Below are 20180 nucleotides of genomic sequence, written 5' to 3'. Positions count from 1 at the left end.
AGTCACTGATGCTTGTCGAGCGGGACGAACGCCGACTGGTCGGCCGTGATCCAGTGGGTGACGAGCTTCTCCTCGGAGCACTCTCGTGGGAAGATCGTACACGTAGTGGGCTCGCCGTCGTTTGCGACGGTGACGTGTTCGAGTTCGCCAAACTGGACGGGATCGGTGGGACCGGACTGCGCGTTCGACATAATTTGTTACCGTATGTGCCTTAGACTGCGACAGTACTTATTGTTTGTCTAAATACGCAAATTAATACACAGTGTTCGTCAATCCTCTTTGGATCAGAATAAGGTGTATTAAGAAAGTTACTTGTGCTCAGTCGTGTTAAGAGATAACAACCAACATGGAGGTGAGCCCGATCCGGAACAGGATACCAGAGATCGCGTCCGAGTTGTACAGTCCCGATCCGTAGGCCGCCAGCCGACCGCCGGGTGCTCCACTCGCTTGGTGGTCGCCAGCAGCCTGCGACCACTTCTATCCTGCTCGTTTGTGCCTGCCCCCAGCGACCGCTAGCGGGGAGAAACCGCGACAGGCAACGGAAAGGGAGCGACGCCGGTACCGCGCTACAGCAGGCCGTACTGCGCTCTGAGATCGCGGTACAGGTCGAGGTACTGATCGAGCACGGCGTCGGTGCCGAATCCAGCAAACTCCTCGTCGACGGTCAGCGACTCCATCTCGCCGGCCTCGCGGATGGCGTCGGCCAGTTCCTGCTCGCTGGTCGTCCGGAACCCGCGTTCGCGCCCTTCGACGAGTTCGTGGGCGCTCGAATCGGCGTGGTACTCGACGATGCCGACGCAGCCACACGCGAGCGCCCACGCCAGTTCCGTGGCGAAGCGACACTGGTGGGCCGTCTGGACGAACACGTGGGCGTTTCGATAGATCGACACCCGCTCCTCGCGGGAGAGTTCGCCGACGAAGTCGATCCGGTCGTCGATGCGCAGGTCGCGGGCCTGCTGTTCGTAGGACTCGCGGGCCGGACCGTCGCCGATCACAGTCGCCGACCACTCGAAGTCCCGCAGTTCGGCCAGTCCGAGTAGTAGGCTCTCGACGTTGGCCCCCTCGTCGAGACGGCGGGCGTAGACGACGTGGCGCTCGTCGGCCGGGTCGGTCGATCGGATCAGGTCGAAGTCGACGGCGTTGGGCACGACCTGCAGGCGCTCCATGTCGGCGCCGTGCTCGCGCAACCGCGTCCGGACGAGCCGCGAGGGCGTCACGATGCGGTCGGGGGCAGACAGCGCGCGGCGAGTGAGAAAGCCGCCGTCGGCGCCGTCGGGGTCGTACCAGTCAGCCAAAAGCGGCGTCCGGGCGAGCGTCGCACCGATGCTCGCGGCGGTGATCGCGGGCGGGTACCGAGCGCCGGCGTGGACGATATCGGGGTCAGCGCGAGCGAGCATGACCGGCACCCGGAGCAAGAACGACTGGCGCGCCGTTCGATCGAGCGTCACCGCGTGATAGGTCAGTTCATCGTCCTCGACGGTGTTGTCGGTGCCGTCCCACCACTTCGCACAGAAGACGTGCACGTCGTGACCGCGCCCCGCCAGCGTCATCGCCACCTGTCGAAGCCGCCGTTCCGGGGCGGCGTCACGGTGGTGCGTAGTCGTCAACGAAACCAGCGCGACGCGCATACCACGCCTGATGAAACGATCTATTAAAAATCCCGGTATTTTCGGGCGCCGACGCGGGGGTTCCAGAGTGCGGCGCGTCTACGCTGGGGGAGACGATTGCCCGGTACGCAAGATATAGAAGGCTTCTCTGGCACGCTTTGACGCGTATGGGCGAGCAAGCCGACGGCAAGCTCGGGTTCTGGGGCGCTGTATCGATCTCGGTCGGAGGGATGATCGGCGGCGGCGTCTTCGCGGTGCTTGGCGTCGTTGCGACGATCGCCGGGGCCGCCTCGTGGCTCGCGTTCACGCTTGCGAGTCTGGTGTCGATGTGCGCGGCCTACTCTTACGTCAAGCTCAACGCAATCGGCGAGCGCCGGGGCGGCTCGGTCTCGCAACTCGAAGAGTACGTCGACAACGACGACGTGGCCGGGATCGTCGGCTGGACGCTCCTGTTCGGCTACGTCGGGGCGATGGCGATGTACGCCTACGCCTTCGGGAGCTTCGCGGTCGCCCTGACGCCGCCGTTCGTGCTCGACGCCGTGCCGCTAGGTGAACAACTCGTTCGGCCGGCGTACTCGGTGGCGGCCGTCGGGCTGTTCGTCGCGCTCAACCTCGTCGGCGCGCAGGCGACCGGGACGACCGAGGTCGCGCTCGTCGGCATCAAAGTCGCCGTCCTGCTGGCGTTCGGCGCGCTGGGCGTGTGGTACGGGGCGACCAACGCCGCGCTGACGTTCGGCACCTCAACCATCGCGGAGGTGTCGCCGGTGATCATGGCGACGGCAGTTTCTTTCGTCTCGTTCCAAGGCTGGCAGTTGATCATCTACGACCAAGAGAGCATTAAGAATCCGGAGGAAAACGTCCCGAAAGCGATCTACTACTCGATCGTCGCCACCATCGTCATCGACGGACTGATCGCCATCATCGTCACCAGTCTGGCCTCTCGAGAGGTGATTCAGGCCCATCCCGAACGGGCGCTGGCCAACGCCGTCAACCCTATCCTGCCGGGCGAAATCGGCTTCGTGATCGTCGCGATCGCAGCCATCTTCTCGACCGGCAGCGCGATCAACGGGACGCTGTTTTCCTCGGCCCACTTCGCCAAGGGGATGATCAGCGACGGGCTCTTGCCCGACGAAACCGGTCGGGCCGGCGCCGACGGCGCGCCCTCCCGAACCATCCTGATCTTCGGCGCGCTCGCGGCCGCGTTCACCGCCTACGGCAGCCTCAACGGCATCACCTCGTTCGGCTCGCTGGCGTTTCTGGCGGTGTTCGGGGCGATGAGCTATCTGGCGTTCCAACAGCGGGACCACGAGTCGATCACGCCGGTGATTCCGGCGGCGGGGATCGGCGGCACCGCGGTGTTTTTCGTCCTGCTGTTGTGGCATCTCTGGTCGGCCGAACGGGGCACGTTCTTCGTCGTCGTCGCGGTCGCGGCGGTGGTCGTAGCCATCGAGCTGCTGTACTTCGAGCGCGACAGCATCGTCGACGGCATCGACACGATCGAGGACGAGGTCGCCGACGGCCTCGACTGACGCGACCACCCGAATCCATATCTGCCAGTGCGGGCAAGGTCGCCCATGGCTTACTCGATCGACCGGTATCTCAACGTCCGCAGCGCATACGGCTCCTCGTTCGGCCCCGAGGGCGAGCGTCTCGCCTTCCTGATGGACACCACCGGCGTCCCGCAGGTGTGGACGCTCGACGGCGCCCGACAGTGGCCGACCCAGCGCACCTTCTCCGAGGAGCGCGTCACCTTCGTCGACTGGTCGCCCGAGCGCGCCGAGTTGGCGTTCGGGATGGACGAGGGCGGCAACGAGCGCCAGCAGTTGTTCCTGTTGGATGCCGACGACGGGACTATCGAGAACGTGACCGCGACGCCCGACGTGAAACACCGTGGCGGCGCTCGTGCGAAACACCGCTGGGGCGGCTGGTCCAGCGACGGCGAGCGCTTCGCATTCGCCTCGAACCGGCGCGACGAAGCCGTCTTCGACGTGTACGTGCAGGGCCGTGACGAGCGCGGCCCGGACGCCGAACTCGTCCACGAGGGCTCGGGCTGGCTCTCTGTCGCCGGCTGGAGCCCCGACGACGAGCGCCTGCTCGTTCACGAAGCGCGATCGAGTTTCGACCACGACCTGCACGTGCTCGACATCGAGTCGGGAGAGATCGAGCACGTCACGACCCACGACGGCGACGTGCGCTACCAGAGCGTCGAGTGGGGGCCGGAAGGCGACGCAGTCTATCTGGTGACTGACGAGGGGGCGGACACCCTCTATCTCGCCCGGCTCGATCTCGGCTCGGGCGACCTCGGCGTCGTCCGGTCGGGCGGCGACTGGAACGTCGACGGCATCGCGCTCGACGCCGACACCGGGCGCCTCGTCTACTCGCGCAACGTCGACGGCTACACCGAACTCACGGCGGGCGAACTCGTCGGACCGACCGAGATCGAGGAGGTTCCGGCGCCGGACCTGCCCGGTGGCACCGCCGGCGGCGTCGACTTCGGGCCGGCGGGCGACCGATACGCCGTCACGGCCAGCGGGCGAGGAACCAACACGAACGCCTACGTCGTCGACTTCGAGACGGGCGACGCCGAGCGCTGGACCGACGCGCCGACTGCGGGGATCCCCCGCGAGACGTTCCGTGAGCCCGAACTGGTGCGCTTCGAGAGCTTCGACCGACTCGACATCCCCGCGTATCTCACGCTGCCGGAGGATGCCGAAAGCGGGGTTGACGCCACCGGCGAATCGGCCGACGGCGTCCCCGTCATCGTCGACATCCACGGCGGTCCCGAGAGCCAGCGCCGGCCCTCGTTTAGCTCGGTCAAGCAGTACTTCCTCGATCGGGGGTACGCGATCTTCGAGCCCAACGTCCGCGGCTCCTCGGGCTACGGCCGGGAGTACACCCACCTCGACGACGTTCGAAATCGGATGGACTCGGTGAGAGACGTGCGGGCCGGCGTGGAGTGGCTCCACGATCATCCGGCGGTCGATCCCGACCGAATCGCCGTCATGGGCGGGTCCTACGGCGGGTTCATGGTCTTGGCGTGCATGACCGAGTACCCCGACCTCTGGGCGGCCGGCGTCGATGTTGTCGGCATCGCCAACTTCGTCACCTTCCTCGAAAACACCGGCGAGTGGCGCCGCGAGCTGCGGGAAGCCGAGTACGGATCGCTCGACGACGACCGGGAGTTCTTGGAGTCGATCAGTCCGATCAACACCGTCGAGCAGATCGCAGCGCCGTTGTTCGTTCTCCACGGCGCGAACGATCCCAGAGTGCCAGTCGGCGAGGCCGAGCAGATCGTCGAGGAGGCCAAATCGCAGGGCGTCCCGACGCGCAAGCTCATTTTCGACGACGAGGGCCACGGGTTCACGAAGTTGGAGAACAAGATCGAGGCGTACTCGGCGATCGCGGCGTTCTTCGACGAGCACGTCTGAGTCGGTCGGCGTCTCGACGCCGACGTGAGTTCACGCCGCGGCGTCTCGACGCCGCAGCGCGGTTCGCACTACGCGACCGCTTACCACTCGGCGACGCTGCCGTCGTCGTGGGTCCAGACCGGGTTGTGCCAGTCGACCTCCTGCTCGGCGCGCTCGCGGACGACCGCCTCGTCGATCTCGACGCCGAGACCGGGCTCGGTCGGGAGATCGACGTAGCCGTCGTCGTACTCGAACACGCCGGGATCGGCGAGATAGTCGAGCACGTCGCTGGTCTCGTTGTAGTGGATGTCCAGACTCTGTTCTTGAATCAGGACGTTGGGCGTACACGCGTCGACCTGAATGCACGACGCCAGCGCGAGCGGCCCGAGCGGGCAGTGGGGCGCCATCGCCACGTCGTAGGCCTCGGCTATCGACGCGATCTTCTTGACCTCGGTGATGCCGCCGGCGTGGGAGAGATCCGGTTGGATCAGGTCGACGACGCCCTGCTCGAAGACCTCCTTGAAGTCCCAGCGCGAGTACATCCGCTCGCCCGTTGCGATCGGCGTCGTCGTGTGCTGGGCGATCTCGGGTAAGGCGTCGTTGTGCTCGGGGAGAACCGGCTCCTCGATGAACATCGGCTCGTAGGGTTCCAGCGCCTCGACGAGTCGCTTTGCCATCGACTTGGCGACGCGGCCGTGGAAGTCGACGCCGATGTCGACCTCGTCCCCGACGGCCTCCCGGACCTCGGCGATGCGGTTCCTAGCGGCGTCGACGGCGGCGGGGTTGTCGATGCGCCGGAGTTCGGGCGTCCCGTTCATCTTCAGTGCGTCGAAGCCGGCGTCGACTTTCTCGGCGGCGGCGTCGCCGACATCGGCCGGCCGGTCGCCGCCGATCCACTGGTAGACGCGCACGCGGTCGCGGGCGGCGCCGCCCAGCAGGTCGTAGACCGGCGCGCCGTAGTGCTTGCCCTTGATGTCCCACAGGGCTTGGTCGATGCCGGCGATCGCAGACATGAGCACGGGGCCGCCGCGATAGAACCCGCCCCGATAGAGCCGCTGCCAGTGGTGTTCGATCCGGAGCGGGTCCTCGCCGAGCAGGTAGTCGTCCAGCAGCTCCTCGACAGCGCCACGGACCGTCTTCGCGCGCCCCTCGACGACGGGCTCGCCCCAGCCGACGGTGCCGTCGCTGGTCGTGATCTTCAAGAAGAGCCAGCGCGGGGGCACCTCGAACAGTTCGTAATCGGTGATCTCCATTATCAATCGGGCGGGTGTTCGCTGCGCCCCGAGAAAAACCCACCGTCAGCGGGGCGTCGCCGTGCGTCAACGTTTATCCCGGCCGCGGCCGCACGTCGAGTCATGCAACAGTGGCTCGACGGGTACGACGATCGGGATTGGCAGACGATCGAAGACGGAACCGTTCGGTACGCGCTCGTCGGAATCGGCTGGTGGACCAGAGACGTCGCCATCCCGGCGATCGAGCGCTCGGAGTTCGGCGAGGTGGCCGTGCTCGTGAGCAGTTCGACCGAGAAGGCAGAACGCATCGCCGACGAGGAAAACGTCGAGCGGGGGATCAGCTACGAGCAGTACCACGAGGGCGCGGCCGCCGACGACTACGACGCAGTGTACGTCGGGACGCCGAACGCCTACCACCGGGAGTACGTCGAGACGGCCGCGGACCTCGGGAAGGCGGTGCTGTGCGAGAAGCCGATGGAGGCGACCGTCGAGCGCGCCGAAGCCATGGTCGAGCACTGCGAGGACGCCGACGTGCCGCTGATGATCGCCTACCGAATGCACACGGAGCCGGCGGTGCGGCGAGCCCGCGAGCTGATCGAGAACGGCTTCATCGGCGAGCCGGCGACCGTACAGGGCCACAACAGCCAGCGGCTCTTGGAGATGATCCCCGACCCCGATCAGTGGCGGCTCGATCCCGACGTGTCGGGCTACGGCACGTCGGTGATGGATCTCGGCATCTACTCGATCAACACGACCAGGTACCTGCTCGGCCGCGAGCCGGTCGCCGTCGAGTCCCGGATGTCCTCGCTCCACGACGCCTTCGAGGACGTTCCCGACGAGCGCTCCTCGTCGCTGCTGGCGTTCGAGGACGACGTGCGGATGGTCACCACGACGAGTCAGAACGCGCAGGTCGACACCCAGCTCAAGATCACGGGCACCGAGGGGCAGATCGAACTCGATCCGGCGTTCCACGGCGAATGTTCGCTCCGACTCACCCGGGGCGACCTCGTCGTCGACATCGACCACCGGGAGTTCGACGCCGAGCGCGAGGTGCTGGAGCTGTTCGATTACTTCTCGGATCGGGTGCTCGGGGACGCCGAGATTGGGCCGGACGGACGCCACGGCCTCGCGGACATGCGCATCATCCGGGCGATCCACGAGTCCGCCGAGACGGGCGAGCCGGTCGAGTTGCGGTAGATGCGGGCCTACCGGATCGCCTACGACGGCCGGCCGTACTACGGCTTCCAGCGCCAGCCGGACGTGCCGACCGTCGAGGGCGAACTCCTCGACGCGCTGTCGGGGCTCGGCGTCGTCGACGCGGAAGACGGGAGCGAGCGCGACGTTCCACCCGGCTACGCGGCGGCCGGTCGAACCGACGCCGGCGTCTCAGCGCTGGCACAGACGATCGCGTTCGAGGCGCCCGAGTGGCTGACGCCCGCCGCGTTCAACAGCGAGCTTCCGGCCAGCGTCCGAGCGTGGGCCAGCGCCGAGGTCGACGAGGCGTTTCACGCGACCCACCACGCCGAGCGCCGAACGTACACCTACTGGCTCCACGCGGCTGACGCCGACACCGAGCGAGCGCGGACGGCCATAGAGGAGCTGACGGGCCGCCACGACTTCCACAACCTGACGAACGACGACGAGAACACGGTTCGGGAGCTGTCGGCGTCGTTGCGCGTCGACTCGCCGTTTTTCGTCCTCACGCTGCGCGCCGGCGGCTTCTGTCGGCAGCTCGTTCGGCGGGTCGTCGCGCTGGTCCGCGAGGTCGCCAGCGGCGAGGCTGGTCGGGAGAAGATCGAGCGCGTGCTCGGCGCCGACCCGATCGACGGGCCCGAGGGCGTCGGCCCGGCGCCGCCGTACCCGCTCGTGCTCACCGACGTGTCCTATCCGGGCGTGGCATTCGATGTCGACGCCGAGGCGGCGGCGAGCGCCCGCGAAGTGTTTCGAGAAAAGCGGCTCGACCGGGCGGCCGGCGCGCGCGTCGCGGGCCAGATCGAAGCCGGGATCGGCGAGGGCTGATCTCCCAACAAAGGCGGGACGCGACCGTACGTCGCCGGAGAGGCAAGACTTACCACAGCGACAGACAACCGTTCGCACATGAGTTCGGTACCCGAACGCTCCGAGATCGACGCCGAGTACAAGTGGGATCTCGAGAGCATCTACGCGAGCGACGACGACTGGGAAGCCGCCTACGAGGAGACACAGTCCGAGATCGAGGAACTGGCCAGCTACGAGGGCGAGGCGGCCGCCGACGGCGAGACGCTGCTGGAACTGTTCGAGCGCTACGAGTCGGTGATGCGCTCGGTCCAGCAGATTTCGGCGTACGCGCGGATGCGACGCGACGAGGACACGCGCGACCAAGAGTATCAGGCGATGACCACGCGCGCCCAGTCGCTCGGCGCCGAGGCCGCCAGCGCGGCGAGTTTCGTCGAGCCGGAACTGCAGGCGATGGACCGCGAGGAACTCGACGCGATGATCGAGTCGACAGAAGGGCTGGACGTGTACGAGCACTACGTCGACGACGTCATGCGGATGAAGCCCCACACCCGATCGGCCGAAATCGAGGGGCTGCTGGCCGACCTCTCTGAGGTGACGGGCTCACCCGGCGAACTCTACAACATCCTGACCAACGCCGACGTGGAGTTCCCGACCGTCGAAGACCCCGACGGCGACGCCGTCGAGATCTCGCTGGCGAACTTCACGAACCTCCAGAAGCGCCCGAACCGCGAGTTCCGGCGAGAAGTCTACGAGCAGTTCTACGACGAGTGGGCCGAGATCCGCAACACGGTCGCAACCGCCTACTCCAAGAGCGTCACCGCGGACGTGAAGCTCGCGCAGGCGCGCAACTACGACACTGCCCGCGAGGCGGCGATGCACGGCCCGAACGTCCCCGTTGACGTCTACGACACGCTGCTGTCGACGGTCGACGACAACCTCGACAAGCTCCACCGCCACGCCGAACTCAAGCGGAAAGCTCTCGGCGTCGACGAACTTCGGATGTGGGACATCTACATGCCGATGACCGAGACCGAGAGCCCCGAAGTCCCCTACGAGGAAGCCCGCGAGCACGTCGTCGAGGCCGTCGGCGCGCTCGGCGAGGACTACCAGTCCCGCGTCGACGAGGGGCTGGATTCGCGGTGGGTCGACGTGTACGAGAACCGGGGCAAGCAGTCGGGCGCGTACTCGGGGGGGACCTACGACACCCAGCCGTTTATCCTGATGAACTATCAGGACGACGTGAGCTCGATGTACACGCTGGCCCACGAACTGGGCCACTCGCTGCACTCCCAGTACACCAGTGAGAACCAGCCCTACGTCTACAGCGACTACGAGATCTTCACCGCCGAGGTCGCAAGCACCGTCAACGAGGCGCTGCTGACCGAGCACCTCTTGGAAACCGTCGAGGACCCGACGTTCCGCCGACACGTCCTCAACGAGTACCTAGAGCGGTTCCGGTCGACGCTGTACCGCCAGACGATGTTCGCGGAGTTCGAGCACCGCGCCCACGAAATCGTCGAGGAAGGGGGCGCGCTCACGCCGGACCGGCTCGACGAGCTGTATCAGGATCTGAAAGGGCGATTCTACGAGCCGGCCGCGCTCGACGACCGGGCCGCTCGCGAGTGGATGCGGATCCCGCACTTCTACCGGGCGTACTACGTCTACCAGTACAGCACTGGCATCAGCGCCGCCGTCGCGCTGGCTAACGGCATTCTTTCGGACGGCGACGACGCCGCCGACCGGTATCTGGAGTTCCTCGAGCGAGGCTCCAGAGAGTATCCGCTGGAACTGCTCGCCGACGCCGGCGTCGATATGCGCTCGTCCGATCCGATCGAGTCGGCGCTGTCGACGTACGACGACCGACTCGACGAGATGGCCGAGTTGCTCTGAGGCGGCCGGGAGCAGCTACTCGGCGTCCTCGGACCGTTCCAGAATGACTTCGTGAGCCTCGTAGTCCTCGACGAACGCGCCCTCGCCGCCGACGGTAAAGCGCTGGTTACCGGTGTCGACGGTGAATGCATTCTCGACAGGGAAGGAGTTGGTCGCGGGTTTGACCAGCCCCTGCCGGACGCCGACGACTTCGCCCTCGATCGTGTCCTCGCCGTTTTCGGTTGCGACCGGACGGCCGCGAACGGTTGCGACGATGTCATCGCCTTGCTGCTTGCGAAGCGCGACCTGCAAGACGGCGTTGCGGAAGTCGCTGGTCGTCAGCGGCAACTCGCGCGCGCGATCGACGTACAGCTCCTCGGCGACCGGCCAGTAGTTGCCGAGGAACGAGCCGGTCAGCACGGGCACGAGCTGGCGTTGTGCTAGCGAGATGGCGTTGGACTCGCTGTTGGACTGGGTTAGCATATCGTTTGGTGCGATCAGACCCAGCGATCGGTCGACAGTGAGCATCAGCGGCGCGCGAGCGTGCCACACCCGGACGGCGCTGGCGACGCCATCGAGTTGCTCGATCGGGTAGTTCTCGGCTTCCGGACCGCTGAGCAACAGCAACACCAGCACGCCCCGGTCGACCGTCTCGCGCAGCGTCGGCTGGATCTGACTCAGAAGCGAGGCCGGAAGGGTCATCGTCACCTCCTCCTCGGCCGACTCCAGCAGCGTCTCGATGCGTTTTAACACCGTCGGTCGGGATTTGATCACCTCGAACTGCTCGATCTCCTCGTCGGTGCTGGTGTATCGCTGTTCGAGTTCGGGCTCGATCGTCTCGATCGTCCCACTGAGCCGATCGATCACCTCGGAGGGCGGCCGCGCCTTGATCATCGTCGGCACCGAGTGATCGTTGACTTCCACGAAGCCGCGCTCCTCTAGCTCCTCGCTGATGCTGTAGACGTATCGCTTGGAAACGTCCGCGTCGGCTGCGATGTCGCTCGCCTTCGCTTCACCTCTGTCCAGTATCGCCAGATACGTGTCGATCTCCTTCTCCGAGAGGCCGAACTGAGAGAGCAGATCGGTAAGCCCCCGTTCATCCATGAGTATTGACTACCTCACTCTTGCTCGCCGGAGTTAATAAAGGGCAAGGACCGACCGCTGGAGGCGGGACCGTCGGAAACCGGAGCCGAAGCCGCCACTCGGCAGGGTTCAGCCTAACAAACCGTGAATTAGTATTTCAACAATGTTTATAGTCGTCCGGACGCTGTGTCGGAACGATGAAACTGCGGACAGCGCTACGGGACTACAAAGAGCGGCGTGGCAGCGAGACCGCGTTCCCGGGGGAGCGTCGGTCGACTGCCGGCATCTTCTCTGGTCTCGACGATCGACTCGTCCACGTCGGTCCCGACGGATCGCTACGGGATTTCTCGTATCCTCTGACGGGGTTCGGCGGCATCGAGCACCTGCGCTTTGGCCTGCACACCGGCGACGATATCCGGTGGTTCGACGAGTACGACGCCGAGCGACAGGAGTACGTCGACGACACTGCGATCGTCGAGACGGAACGAACTATCGACGGCACGACCGTCGTCCAGCGTGATCTGACACTCGGTGACGGCCACGTTACGAACGTCGCCGTCGACGACGAGACAGTCGACGCCGTCTGCGTCTCTGCGACGTTCTCGCCCGACGACACGGGCGCACAGCTCGCACAGCTCGACCACGGCGATGCCGTCGAAGTGTTCCACCGAAAAGAACACGACTTTCTCTCGGCGTCGACCGGGTTCGACGAGATCATGGGACAGGTGCCCGAGCAGATCGACGAAGTCCTGTCCGAGGACGATCCTGTCACGTTCCCGCGCATCGTCGACGACGGGCGCTACGAGGAGAACAAACTCGGCGGGACGGTGTACGCCGTCGCACCGCTCGGCGACGACGGCGACGTGACGTTTGCCACGCTCCTGACCTCGGTCGACGAGGTCGACCGTCCCGAGGCGCTCGACCGGACGCGCTCGCTGGCGACCGACCACGACGCCGATGCGATCGAACGCGCCGGCGTCCGCCAGCGACCGAACTGGGACACCGGACTGTCGGGTGACTGCGGCGCGACCGACGACCTTCGCGTGCTCAGCTTGCTGTCGTGTGAGTCCGGCGCACGGATCGCCGGTCCCGACTTCGATCCGATGTACGCCTACTCCGGCGGGTACGGCTACACGTGGTTCCGCGACGACGGCGAAATCGCACGATTCCTGCTCGAAGCCGACGAGCGAACCGACCTCGACCTCGGCGGCTTCCACGAAGCGAGCGCGCAGTTCTACGCCGACACCCAGCGCCCGGACGGCACGTGGCCACATCGCGTCTGGCCCGACGACGGCGAGATCGCACCCGGGTGGGCCCACGGACGGCTCGAATCGACCGACGGCGCCGATTATCAGGCCGATCAGACCGGAAGCGTCGCCGCCTTCCTCGCGACGTATCTCCGACTCGGCGAGCCCGACGATCCTGCACAGGTCGAGGCGACGATCGAGCGCGCACTCGACGGCCTCGAAGCGACGACCGACGACGACGGACTGCCCCAGACCGCACAGAACGCGTGGGAAAACATGACCGGTCAGTTCGCCCACACCGCGGCGACGTTCCTGCACGCCTATGCGGCGATCGCTCGCGCGCCGGTCGACGACGCGCTCGCAGAACGCGCGCGCGAGGGCGCCAACGCCGTCTACGAGGCCGTCGACCAGCTCTGGATGGACGACCGCGGCGCGTACGCCCTGCGTCTCGACGACGACGAACTCGACGAGCGACTCGACTCCAGCGCGCTCGCGCTGGCCGACGCCCACCGCGAGTACGCGGCGGTCGACGACATCGACGACGAGCGGGTCGAGCGCCTGATCAGCCACGTCGAGACGACGATCGACGGACTGTATCGTGATCCCGACGACAGCGACGTTCGAGGTGTCGTCCGGTTCGAAGACGATCCGTGGCGCCGCCGCGAGCAGGCCGACGAGAAGATCTGGACAGTCTCGACGGCGTGGGCGGCCAACGCCGCGACCAAGCTCGGCGCGCTCCTGGAGGAGTACGACCACGACGCCGCGGGCGACGCGTTCGACCGCGCGGTCGATCTCCTCGACGTGATCGCGCCGGACGGCCCGCTGTGTCTCGACAGCGGCTACCTCCCCGAACAGCTGTTCGACGACGGGACGCCCGACAGCGCGACGCCGCTGGGCTGGCCCCACGCACTCCGTCTGGCGACCGACACCGAGCTTCGGGCCTGCGACTCGATCGCCGACGAGGAGCCGGTGCTCGCGGACGACTAAAACGGCAACACCGATTTTCGGCGCGCGTTCGCTACCGCACAGCGACGCGACTGCGACGCGATGGCGTCGCTGTGGACATCGTTCGGAAAATGAAAGAAAAACCGCTGCAACAGGAGACGACGGGCGCGACGGCTTAGTCCGAAACCGTGGCGGCCGTCCGGGCTGCCTCGCCGGACAGCACGTCGACACCGGTATCGGGCGAGAACAGGTGGATGTGATGTTCGTCGAATGAAAGCTCGATCGAATCGCCGTCCTCGGGCTCGACGTCGGCGTCGACGCGCGCGATGAAGTCCTCGCCAACGTCGAGGTGGAGGTAGTTGTCGCTGCCGACGGGTTCGATGACTTCGACCGTCGTGGTGAACGACTTGTTGCTGGCGGCGTTGGTCGGGTAGACGTTCTCCGGACGGATGCCGAGCGTAAAGCGAGAGCCGCTGATGTCTTGGTCGAGCCCCTGTACGTACTCAGAGCTGAGGTGGTACTGGAAGTTGCCGTTGACACCCGTCAGGTCGATGCCGCCGCCGGACGCGGTGGCTTCGACTTCGAGGAAGTTCATGCTCGGCGAGCCGATGAAGCCGCCGACGAACTCGTTGACGGGGTTCTCGTAGACCTCTTTGGGCGCGCCGGTCTGCTGGAGCTTGCCGTCGTTGAGGATGACGATCCGATCGCCCATCGTCATCGCTTCCTCCTGGTCGTGGGTGACGTAGATGGAGGTGACGCCGAACTGGTTTTGCAGACGCTGGATCTCGGTCCGCATCGTCGTCCGAAGCTTGGCGTCGAGATTGCTGAGCGGCTCGTCGAACAGGAACACTTCGGGTTCGCGGACGATCGCACGGCCAAGTGCGACGCGCTGTTTCTGTCCGCCCGAAAGCTCGTCGGGCTTGTCGGACAGCAGCTCCTCGATGCCCATCATCTCGGCTGCGTCGCGGACGCGCTCGCGGCGCTCGTCGGGACCCATGTCGGTGCTCATCCGGAGGCCGAACTCCATGTTCTCGAACACCGTTTTGTGGGGGTACAGCGCGTAGTTCTGGAACACCATCGCCACGTCGCGGTTCTTGGCGTGGATGTCGGTGACGTCCTCGTCGCCGATGTAGATCTTTCCGTCAGTCGCGCGTTCGAGCCCGGCGAGCATCCGCAGTGTCGTCGTCTTCCCACAGCCCGAGGGACCGACGACAGTGACAAACTCACCGTCGGGGATCTCGAGGGACAGGTCGTCGACTGCCACGATACTGCCGGCGTCGTACTCCTTGCGAAGGTTCTCAACCGTGATGCTTGCCATTATTATTTTTGGTGGTATCGAGGCGTATAACTCTTGCCCAAACGAGCTAAGCCGAGAGGAACAAGTTCCTCGCAGTTCTCAGCACACCGGAGTCACCCCAGACAGTAAATGTAGACGAGGCTACCGCTGCGCGCTCATACGTGAGAAGTAAATGAACACAAAACAACGTCACGAGCCGCACACGCAAACGCTAAGTCCCGTCAGTCGCACCGTACTGGTCACGTGCGGACAACTGTCATCCCCGATCGGACGACAGAATCTAGCATTATAGATAGTGTTATATGCGGCCAGCCGTTAGGAACCGGACACCTCTGAACAATTGATAGATCGGTTCCAGCGGCAAACGAAGGTGGATGGATAATCCAAACAATTAAATACGCGAAGACATTATTCATCAACAATTCATCCATGCCAATGGATAGACGCAGCGTACTGAAAGGCGCGAGTGGTATTGCGGCGGCAAGCACCCTGTCGGGCTGTCTCGGCTTCCTAGGCGGCGGTGGCGGCGGAAGCCAAGGCGACGCGATGCTCTGGCACTCGATGACAGAGTCCGAAATCGAGACGTTCAGCGAGAGTCTCGACACCTACAACAGCAACGAGGACGCCGACGTCCGAGCCGAGAAGACCGGCGACCTCCGGAACCGCGTCGAGACGACGCTGGCCTCGGGCGACGGCCCCGAGATGTACCGCTGGGCACAGGACTGGGCCGGCGGCCACTGGGAGCGGGACTTCCTGTACGACGCCAGCGACGACCTGAGCATCAACCCCTCCGAGCAGTTCAGCGAGGCCGCCGTGCAGGCCATCAACGTCAACGGTGGCAGCGCGACCATCGGCCTGCCGGTCTCCGGTGAGACGGTGACGCTGCTGTACAACAAGGACATGATCGACTCCCCGCCCGAGACGTTCTCGGAGATGGAGTCGATCATGCAGGAGTACAACGACCCGAACAACGGCAAGTACGGTCTCTCGCACCCGATCAACGCATACTTCGCCAGCGCTTGGATGCACGCCTTCGGCGGCTACTACTTCCAAGTTAACGACGACGGCGAGGGCGTCACCGGCCTCGACCTCGACGAGACCAAAGACGGGATGGAGTTCGTCCGCGATCGCATCTGGCCGTACATCCCGCAGGACGTCAACCCCGGCCCGCAACAGCAGGTCTTCCAGAGCGGGAACGCTCCGTTCGCCGTTAACGGACCGTGGATCATCGGCACCTTCGAGGAGAGCGGCATCGACGTCGGTGTCACCTCCTTCCCCACCGTCGACGGCAACACGCCGAGCCCCTACACGGGTACCTCGATGTGGTACTTCTCGGCCCGCATGGGCGACGACGAAGACCGTCGTGACTCCGCGCTCAGCTACGCCGAGTGGATCTCGACCAGCGCAGAGCGACAGAAGGCCTACGCCGAGGCACACAGCAGCGTTCCGGTGCTCAGCTCGATCGACACCAGCGAACTCGGCGAGCAGGTGTCCGGATTCAAGGGCTCGTACGAGGGCGGCATCGCCATGCCGAACCACCCCAAGATGAGCGCCGTCTGGACGCCGACCGAGGACGCAATGAACGCAGTGCTGCTCGACGGCGCCAACATCGACTCCCGGTTCGACGAGGCCGCCGAGACCGTTCGTAGCAACTGGGAAGAATAACCCAGTATCTATTAATTTTTTATGAGCCTGTCTAGCGATACCGCCGACAGTTCCTGGTTAAAGAGCCGGTTACCGTCGAAAGACGACAAAGCCGGACTGCTTGCACTGCCAGGTCTCCTCGCGTACACCGGGTTCATGCTGTTCCCGCTGTTTTACCTGGTGTTCCTGTCGTTTACTAACGCACAGGGGCCCGAGGACCTGATTCGAAGCGAGTGGACGTTCGTCGCACTCGACAACTACCTCACGCTGATACAGGACTCGCAGTTCTGGCAGTCGATGGGAATCACGTGGCTGTTCGTGTTCTCGTCGGTGTCGATGAAGATCGGGTTCAGTATCTTCGTCGCGCTCGTCCTGACGCACGACCGCGTCAAGGGCAAGCGGTACATGCGCGCCATCGTGATCATTCCGCTTGGCCTCCCGGGGATCTTCAAGGTCACCGTGTGGCGCAGCGTGTTCAGTAACGCCCGGTTCGGGCTGGCGAACACGCTCTATATAAACATCATGGAGATATTCGGACGGAGTCCGGATCCAATCCTCTGGTTGGCCAATCGCTGGATGGCCTTTGCCAGCTACGTCCTCGCCGAGTTGTGGTTGGCGTACCCGTTCATGGTGATCATCATCGTGAGCGCGCTGCAGGACGTTTCCGGCGAGCTCCACGACGCCGCGAAGGTCGACGGGGCTGGCTATCTCCACCGGTTCGTCCACGTGACGCTGCCGGCGATCAAGCGCCCGGTCTGGTTCGCGTCGATCCTGACCGCCGCCGCGTCGTTCCAGCAGTTCCTAGTCCCGTTCGTGTTCAACGAGGGGGGCCCCGCACGAAAGAACGAGTTGATCCTCGTGTACGGCTATCGCGAAGCGTTCCAACGAGTCCCGTCGAACATGGGCCTCGGTTCAGCGATCATGGTTAGCGCCCTGATCTTCATCGCGATGTTCATGTGGATCAACGTGAAGAAAGGCCGCCTCGCAGACGGGGTGCAAAACGCATGAGCATGCGAGAATCCATCTTCGAGAGTATGCGCGACGACATCGTCCACACGCTGCGGTGGCCGATCCGTGTCGTCGAAGACGTACAGGAGACGATCGCCGGCGGGACGGCCGCCGCGAACCTCTACAGTCAGGGCATCTTCGCGTCGCCCGATCAGTGGAACTTGAGCGCCTACAGGTGGCTCTGGACGGAGTCGAATTTCTTCTTCGAGAGCTATCCGGGCCCGAATGCCGGCCTCGGCGAGTACTGGCGTCAGTTCACTAACTCCTATCTCGCCAACAGCCTCCGGCTGTCGATCCCGACAGTGCTGTTCTCGATGGCGCTGATCATCCCCGGCGCGTACACACTCTCGCGGAACGACTTCAAGGGCCGCAAGGGCCTGCTGTACGGCTACGTAATGCTGACGCAGGTCGGCGGCGGTCTGGGCATCGCGGCGCTGGTCGCGCTGTACGTGGTCTTTAACGCAGCCGGCATCACGAACAGCCACCTCGCGCTTGCGATGTTCTACTCGGCCGGTGCGGTGCCGTTCAACACGTGGTTGCTCAAGACGTTCATGGACAACATCCCCGAGTCCTACACCGAAGCGGCCATCATGGACGGCGCGTCGCGCGGACGGATCGTCTGGGAGATCATCCTCCCCCTCACCAAGCCCGGTCTGGCAGTGGTGCTGATCTTCACGTTCCTCGCCGGTTGGAACGAGTTCATCGTCGCGCAGGTGATGTTGGGCGCCGACGGCTACCCGCTGTCCGTCGGACTCTACGCGCTGACCGACGAGTTCGCGACGCCGTGGGCGCAGTTCGCGGCCTACGCGCTCGTCTACGCGACACCAGTGGCGCTGATCTACTTCTTCTCCCAGCGCTACGTCGAGAGCGGACTGTCGTTCGGCGGGATGGAAGGCTAACGCCTTTCTGACCGACGCTTTTCTGCCTTCGGTGCGGGAGAGACCTACCGGACCCAAAAGGCACTTCTAACGTGGGGACCCAACCAAAGATAACCAATGGCGCACAGTCCCTCGCTTCCCGACCGCCCCCGGCTCGAACTCGATCCCGAGATGTCCGACGAGGAACGGCTGGCGGCGCTCGAAGAGCACTACGCGGACATTTTAACGGTCAACGAGGAGCTCACAGAGCAACTGGACGCCGCCGACAGCCGGCGCGAAGAACTTCGCGAGAAGGCAGAAACCCTCGAACGGGAGAACGAGGCGCTCAAAACGTCCTCGCTGTACATCGCGACCGTCGAAGAGGTCACCGACGGCGAGGTCGTCGTCAAGCAGCACGGCAACAACCAAGAGGTGCTCACCGAAGTGTCTCCCTCGCTGTCCGAGGAGCTCTCGGCCGGCGACCGGGTCGCGGTCAACGACTCGTTTAGCATCCAGACCGTCCTCGATCAGGAGACCGACGCCCGCGCACAGGCGATGGAGGTCGACGAGTCGCCCGAGGTCGCCTACGACGACATCGGCGGTATCGACGAGCAGATCCGCGAGGTGCGCGAAGCCGTCGAGCAGCCGCTGGTCGAACCGGAACGGTTCGAGGAAGCGGGCATCGACCCGCCCAGCGGCGTCCTGCTACACGGCCCGCCGGGCACCGGGAAGACGATGCTGGCCAAGGCCGTCGCCAACGAGACCGATGCGACGTTTATCAAGATGGCCGGCTCGGAACTCGTGCGCAAGTTCATCGGCGAGGGGTCGCGGCTGGTCCGGGACCTGTTCGAGCTGGCGACCGAGCGCGAGCCATCGATCATCTTCATCGACGAGATCGACGCCATCGCCGCCAAGCGCACCGAGTCCAAGACCTCCGGCGACGCCGAGGTCCAGCGCACGATGATGCAGCTGCTCTCGGAGATGGACGGCTTCGAGACCCGCGGCGAGGTCCGCATCATCGCGGCGACGAACCGCTTCGACATGCTCGACCGGGCGATTCTCCGCCCCGGCCGGTTCGATCGGCTCATCGAGGTGCCAGAGCCGAACTTCGACGGCCGCGAGCAGATCCTCCAGATCCACACCCGCGACATGAACCTCTCGGACGATCTCGACTTCACCGCGCTTGCCAGCCAGACCGACGGCAAAAGCGGCGCCGAGCTGGAGAGCCTCGCCACCGAAGCGGGGATGTTTGCGATCCGGGACGGCCGCACCGAGGTCCGGATGGAAGACTTCGAAGAAGCCATGGAGAAGCTCGAAGAGGACGGCGACGCCGGCGACACGATCACCTCGACGGGCTACGTCGACTACGCGTACTGACGCCGCGGCGTCGCACTGTTTTTGTGAAGGTCTCGACAGCACTTCGATGGCCGACCAGCCCCGTCAGCGTCGATCCGTAACGCATTATCCGCCGCGGGGCTTCGTACAAGCATGGAAACGATTCGGATCGTCTGGGGCACCGGCGAGGGCCCCACCGAAATGGCGTCGTACGACGCCGCGCTGGCCGATGCCGGCGTCGAAAACTACAACCTCGTCTCCGTCTCCTCGATGGTTCCCGCCGGCGCGGAGATCGACCCGGTCGGGACGGCGCCGGAACTCGGTCCCGCGGGGAATCGACTAACAGTCGTCGAAGGGCGCGCCACCGTGGCACCGACGAGCGCAGACGATCCCACCGTCAGCGCCGGACTTGGATGGGTCCGATCCGAGGACGGACCCGGGCTGTTTTACGAGGCAGCAGGTCGAGCGTCACCCGACAGCATCAGTCGGCGCGTCGTCGACGGGCTCGAAGCGGGCCAAGAGCTTCGCAGCTGGGCATTTGGCGAGCCGGAGTACCAGATCGTCAGCGCGGACGCCGATCCCGACGCCTACGTCACCGTCGTCGTGCTGGCGACGTACGGCCAGAGCGAGCCGCTGCTCTGAGCAACCTGA

Annotated in this window: 16 protein-coding genes; 11 read left to right on the top strand and 5 right to left on the bottom strand. The window is 65.0% G+C overall.

From position 1 onward, the window contains the following. Positions 1–2: 2 nt before the first annotated feature. Both CRO01_RS12770 and CRO01_RS12765 read right to left on the bottom strand, forming a co-directional pair. The gene (locus CRO01_RS12770) at positions 3–191 is read right to left on the bottom strand and encodes a DUF7511 domain-containing protein (protein ID WP_097009530.1); all 189 of its coding nucleotides are present in this window, start codon (positions 189–191) and stop codon (positions 3–5) included. Positions 192–566: 375 nt separating this feature from the next. Further along, positions 567–1628, bottom strand: a complete 1062-nt coding sequence (locus tag CRO01_RS12765; RefSeq protein WP_097009529.1) for a glycosyltransferase family 4 protein — start codon at positions 1626–1628, stop codon at positions 567–569. A 146-nt stretch (positions 1629–1774) separates the two neighbouring features. Here CRO01_RS12765 and CRO01_RS12760 point away from each other — a divergent pair, with 146 nt between their 5' ends. Further along, the gene (locus CRO01_RS12760) at positions 1775–3136 is read left to right on the top strand and encodes an APC family permease (protein ID WP_097009528.1); all 1362 of its coding nucleotides are present in this window, start codon (positions 1775–1777) and stop codon (positions 3134–3136) included. Between the two features lie 45 nt (positions 3137–3181). Next, complete coding sequence (locus CRO01_RS12755; protein ID WP_097009527.1) at positions 3182–5035, top strand: S9 family peptidase; 1854 nt, start codon at positions 3182–3184, stop codon at positions 5033–5035. An 80-nt stretch (positions 5036–5115) separates the two neighbouring features. Here CRO01_RS12755 and dgoD read toward each other — a convergent pair whose 3' ends face one another. Further along, positions 5116–6267: a galactonate dehydratase gene (gene dgoD, locus CRO01_RS12750; RefSeq protein WP_097009526.1), complete on the bottom strand. Its 1152-nt coding sequence runs from the start codon at positions 6265–6267 to the stop codon at positions 5116–5118. Between the two features lie 102 nt (positions 6268–6369). On the opposite strand from dgoD, the gene gfo6 reads away from it, so the two are divergent. From gfo6 to pepF, 3 genes are all read left to right on the top strand, one after another. After that, positions 6370–7443, top strand: a complete 1074-nt coding sequence (gene gfo6 / locus CRO01_RS12745) for a D-xylose 1-dehydrogenase Gfo6 (RefSeq protein ID WP_097009525.1) — start codon at positions 6370–6372, stop codon at positions 7441–7443. Next, positions 7444–8265 carry a tRNA pseudouridine(38-40) synthase TruA gene (gene truA / locus CRO01_RS12740; protein WP_097009524.1) on the top strand — a complete coding sequence of 274 codons (822 nt, stop codon included), beginning with the start codon at positions 7444–7446 and terminating at the stop codon, positions 8263–8265. A gap of 78 nt (positions 8266–8343) precedes the next feature. After that, on the top strand, positions 8344–10134 hold the full coding sequence (gene pepF, locus CRO01_RS12735) for an oligoendopeptidase F (RefSeq protein ID WP_097009523.1): 1791 nt from the start codon (positions 8344–8346) through the stop codon (positions 10132–10134). A 15-nt stretch (positions 10135–10149) separates the two neighbouring features. Here pepF and CRO01_RS12730 read toward each other — a convergent pair whose 3' ends face one another. After that, positions 10150–11217, bottom strand: a complete 1068-nt coding sequence (locus CRO01_RS12730; RefSeq protein WP_097009522.1) for a TrmB family transcriptional regulator — start codon at positions 11215–11217, stop codon at positions 10150–10152. A gap of 176 nt (positions 11218–11393) precedes the next feature. Between CRO01_RS12730 and CRO01_RS12725 the strand changes: the two genes are divergently transcribed. Then, positions 11394–13430 (top strand): glucan 1,4-alpha-glucosidase, encoded by a 2037-nt coding sequence (locus CRO01_RS12725; RefSeq protein WP_097009521.1) that lies wholly within the window; start codon positions 11394–11396, stop codon positions 13428–13430. 133 nt (positions 13431–13563) lie between these two features. Here CRO01_RS12725 and CRO01_RS12720 read toward each other — a convergent pair whose 3' ends face one another. Continuing rightward, positions 13564–14706, bottom strand: coding sequence for an ABC transporter ATP-binding protein (locus CRO01_RS12720; RefSeq protein ID WP_097009520.1), 1143 nt, complete (start codon positions 14704–14706; stop codon positions 13564–13566). A 414-nt stretch (positions 14707–15120) separates the two neighbouring features. Between CRO01_RS12720 and CRO01_RS12715 the strand changes: the two genes are divergently transcribed. From CRO01_RS12715 to CRO01_RS12695, 5 genes are all read left to right on the top strand, one after another. Further along, a complete protein-coding gene (locus tag CRO01_RS12715; RefSeq protein WP_179747483.1) occupies positions 15121–16350 on the top strand; it encodes an extracellular solute-binding protein in 1230 nt (409 codons plus the stop codon). A 21-nt stretch (positions 16351–16371) separates the two neighbouring features. Continuing rightward, positions 16372–17337, top strand: a complete 966-nt coding sequence (locus CRO01_RS12710) for a carbohydrate ABC transporter permease (RefSeq protein WP_097009518.1) — start codon at positions 16372–16374, stop codon at positions 17335–17337. Continuing rightward, positions 17334–18236 carry a sugar ABC transporter permease gene (locus CRO01_RS12705; RefSeq protein WP_218839192.1) on the top strand — a complete coding sequence of 301 codons (903 nt, stop codon included), beginning with the start codon at positions 17334–17336 and terminating at the stop codon, positions 18234–18236. Before CRO01_RS12710 ends, CRO01_RS12705 begins: the two co-directional genes overlap by 4 nt. Positions 18237–18332: 96 nt before the next feature. Next, a complete protein-coding gene (gene pan2, locus CRO01_RS12700; RefSeq protein WP_097009517.1) occupies positions 18333–19571 on the top strand; it encodes a proteasome-activating nucleotidase Pan2 in 1239 nt (412 codons plus the stop codon). Between the two features lie 111 nt (positions 19572–19682). After that, on the top strand, positions 19683–20171 hold the full coding sequence (locus CRO01_RS12695; RefSeq protein WP_097009516.1) for a pyruvoyl-dependent arginine decarboxylase: 489 nt from the start codon (positions 19683–19685) through the stop codon (positions 20169–20171). The last annotated feature ends 9 nt before the right edge of the window (positions 20172–20180 follow it).

The organism is Natronoarchaeum philippinense, from assembly GCF_900215575.1.
GTDB classification, from domain to species: domain Archaea; phylum Halobacteriota; class Halobacteria; order Halobacteriales; family Natronoarchaeaceae; genus Natronoarchaeum; species Natronoarchaeum philippinense.
This window is presented reverse-complemented; position numbering and strand designations above follow the sequence as displayed.

Excerpts from the sequence above, each read along its gene's own strand:
- pan2 (WP_097009517.1), top strand. The coding sequence starts at position 18,333 with ATGGCGCACAGTCCCTCGCTTCCCGACCGCCCCCGGCTCGAACTCGAT.
- CRO01_RS12720 (WP_097009520.1), bottom strand. The coding sequence starts at position 14,706 with ATGGCAAGCATCACGGTTGAGAACCTTCGCAAGGAGTACGACGCCGGC.
- CRO01_RS12770 (WP_097009530.1), bottom strand. The coding sequence starts at position 191 with ATGTCGAACGCGCAGTCCGGTCCCACCGATCCCGTCCAGTTTGGCGAA.
- gfo6 (WP_097009525.1), top strand. The coding sequence starts at position 6,370 with ATGCAACAGTGGCTCGACGGGTACGACGATCGGGATTGGCAGACGATC.
- CRO01_RS12695 (WP_097009516.1), top strand. The coding sequence starts at position 19,683 with ATGGAAACGATTCGGATCGTCTGGGGCACCGGCGAGGGCCCCACCGAA.
- CRO01_RS12710 (WP_097009518.1), top strand. The coding sequence starts at position 16,372 with ATGAGCCTGTCTAGCGATACCGCCGACAGTTCCTGGTTAAAGAGCCGG.
- CRO01_RS12755 (WP_097009527.1), top strand. The coding sequence starts at position 3,182 with ATGGCTTACTCGATCGACCGGTATCTCAACGTCCGCAGCGCATACGGC.
- CRO01_RS12760 (WP_097009528.1), top strand. The coding sequence starts at position 1,775 with ATGGGCGAGCAAGCCGACGGCAAGCTCGGGTTCTGGGGCGCTGTATCG.
- CRO01_RS12765 (WP_097009529.1), bottom strand. The coding sequence starts at position 1,628 with ATGCGCGTCGCGCTGGTTTCGTTGACGACTACGCACCACCGTGACGCC.
- pepF (WP_097009523.1), top strand. The coding sequence starts at position 8,344 with ATGAGTTCGGTACCCGAACGCTCCGAGATCGACGCCGAGTACAAGTGG.
- CRO01_RS12725 (WP_097009521.1), top strand. The coding sequence starts at position 11,394 with ATGAAACTGCGGACAGCGCTACGGGACTACAAAGAGCGGCGTGGCAGC.
- CRO01_RS12730 (WP_097009522.1), bottom strand. The coding sequence starts at position 11,217 with ATGGATGAACGGGGGCTTACCGATCTGCTCTCTCAGTTCGGCCTCTCG.
- dgoD (WP_097009526.1), bottom strand. The coding sequence starts at position 6,267 with ATGGAGATCACCGATTACGAACTGTTCGAGGTGCCCCCGCGCTGGCTC.
- truA (WP_097009524.1), top strand. The coding sequence starts at position 7,444 with ATGCGGGCCTACCGGATCGCCTACGACGGCCGGCCGTACTACGGCTTC.
- CRO01_RS12705 (WP_218839192.1), top strand. The coding sequence starts at position 17,334 with ATGAGCATGCGAGAATCCATCTTCGAGAGTATGCGCGACGACATCGTC.
- CRO01_RS12715 (WP_179747483.1), top strand. The coding sequence starts at position 15,121 with ATGGATAGACGCAGCGTACTGAAAGGCGCGAGTGGTATTGCGGCGGCA.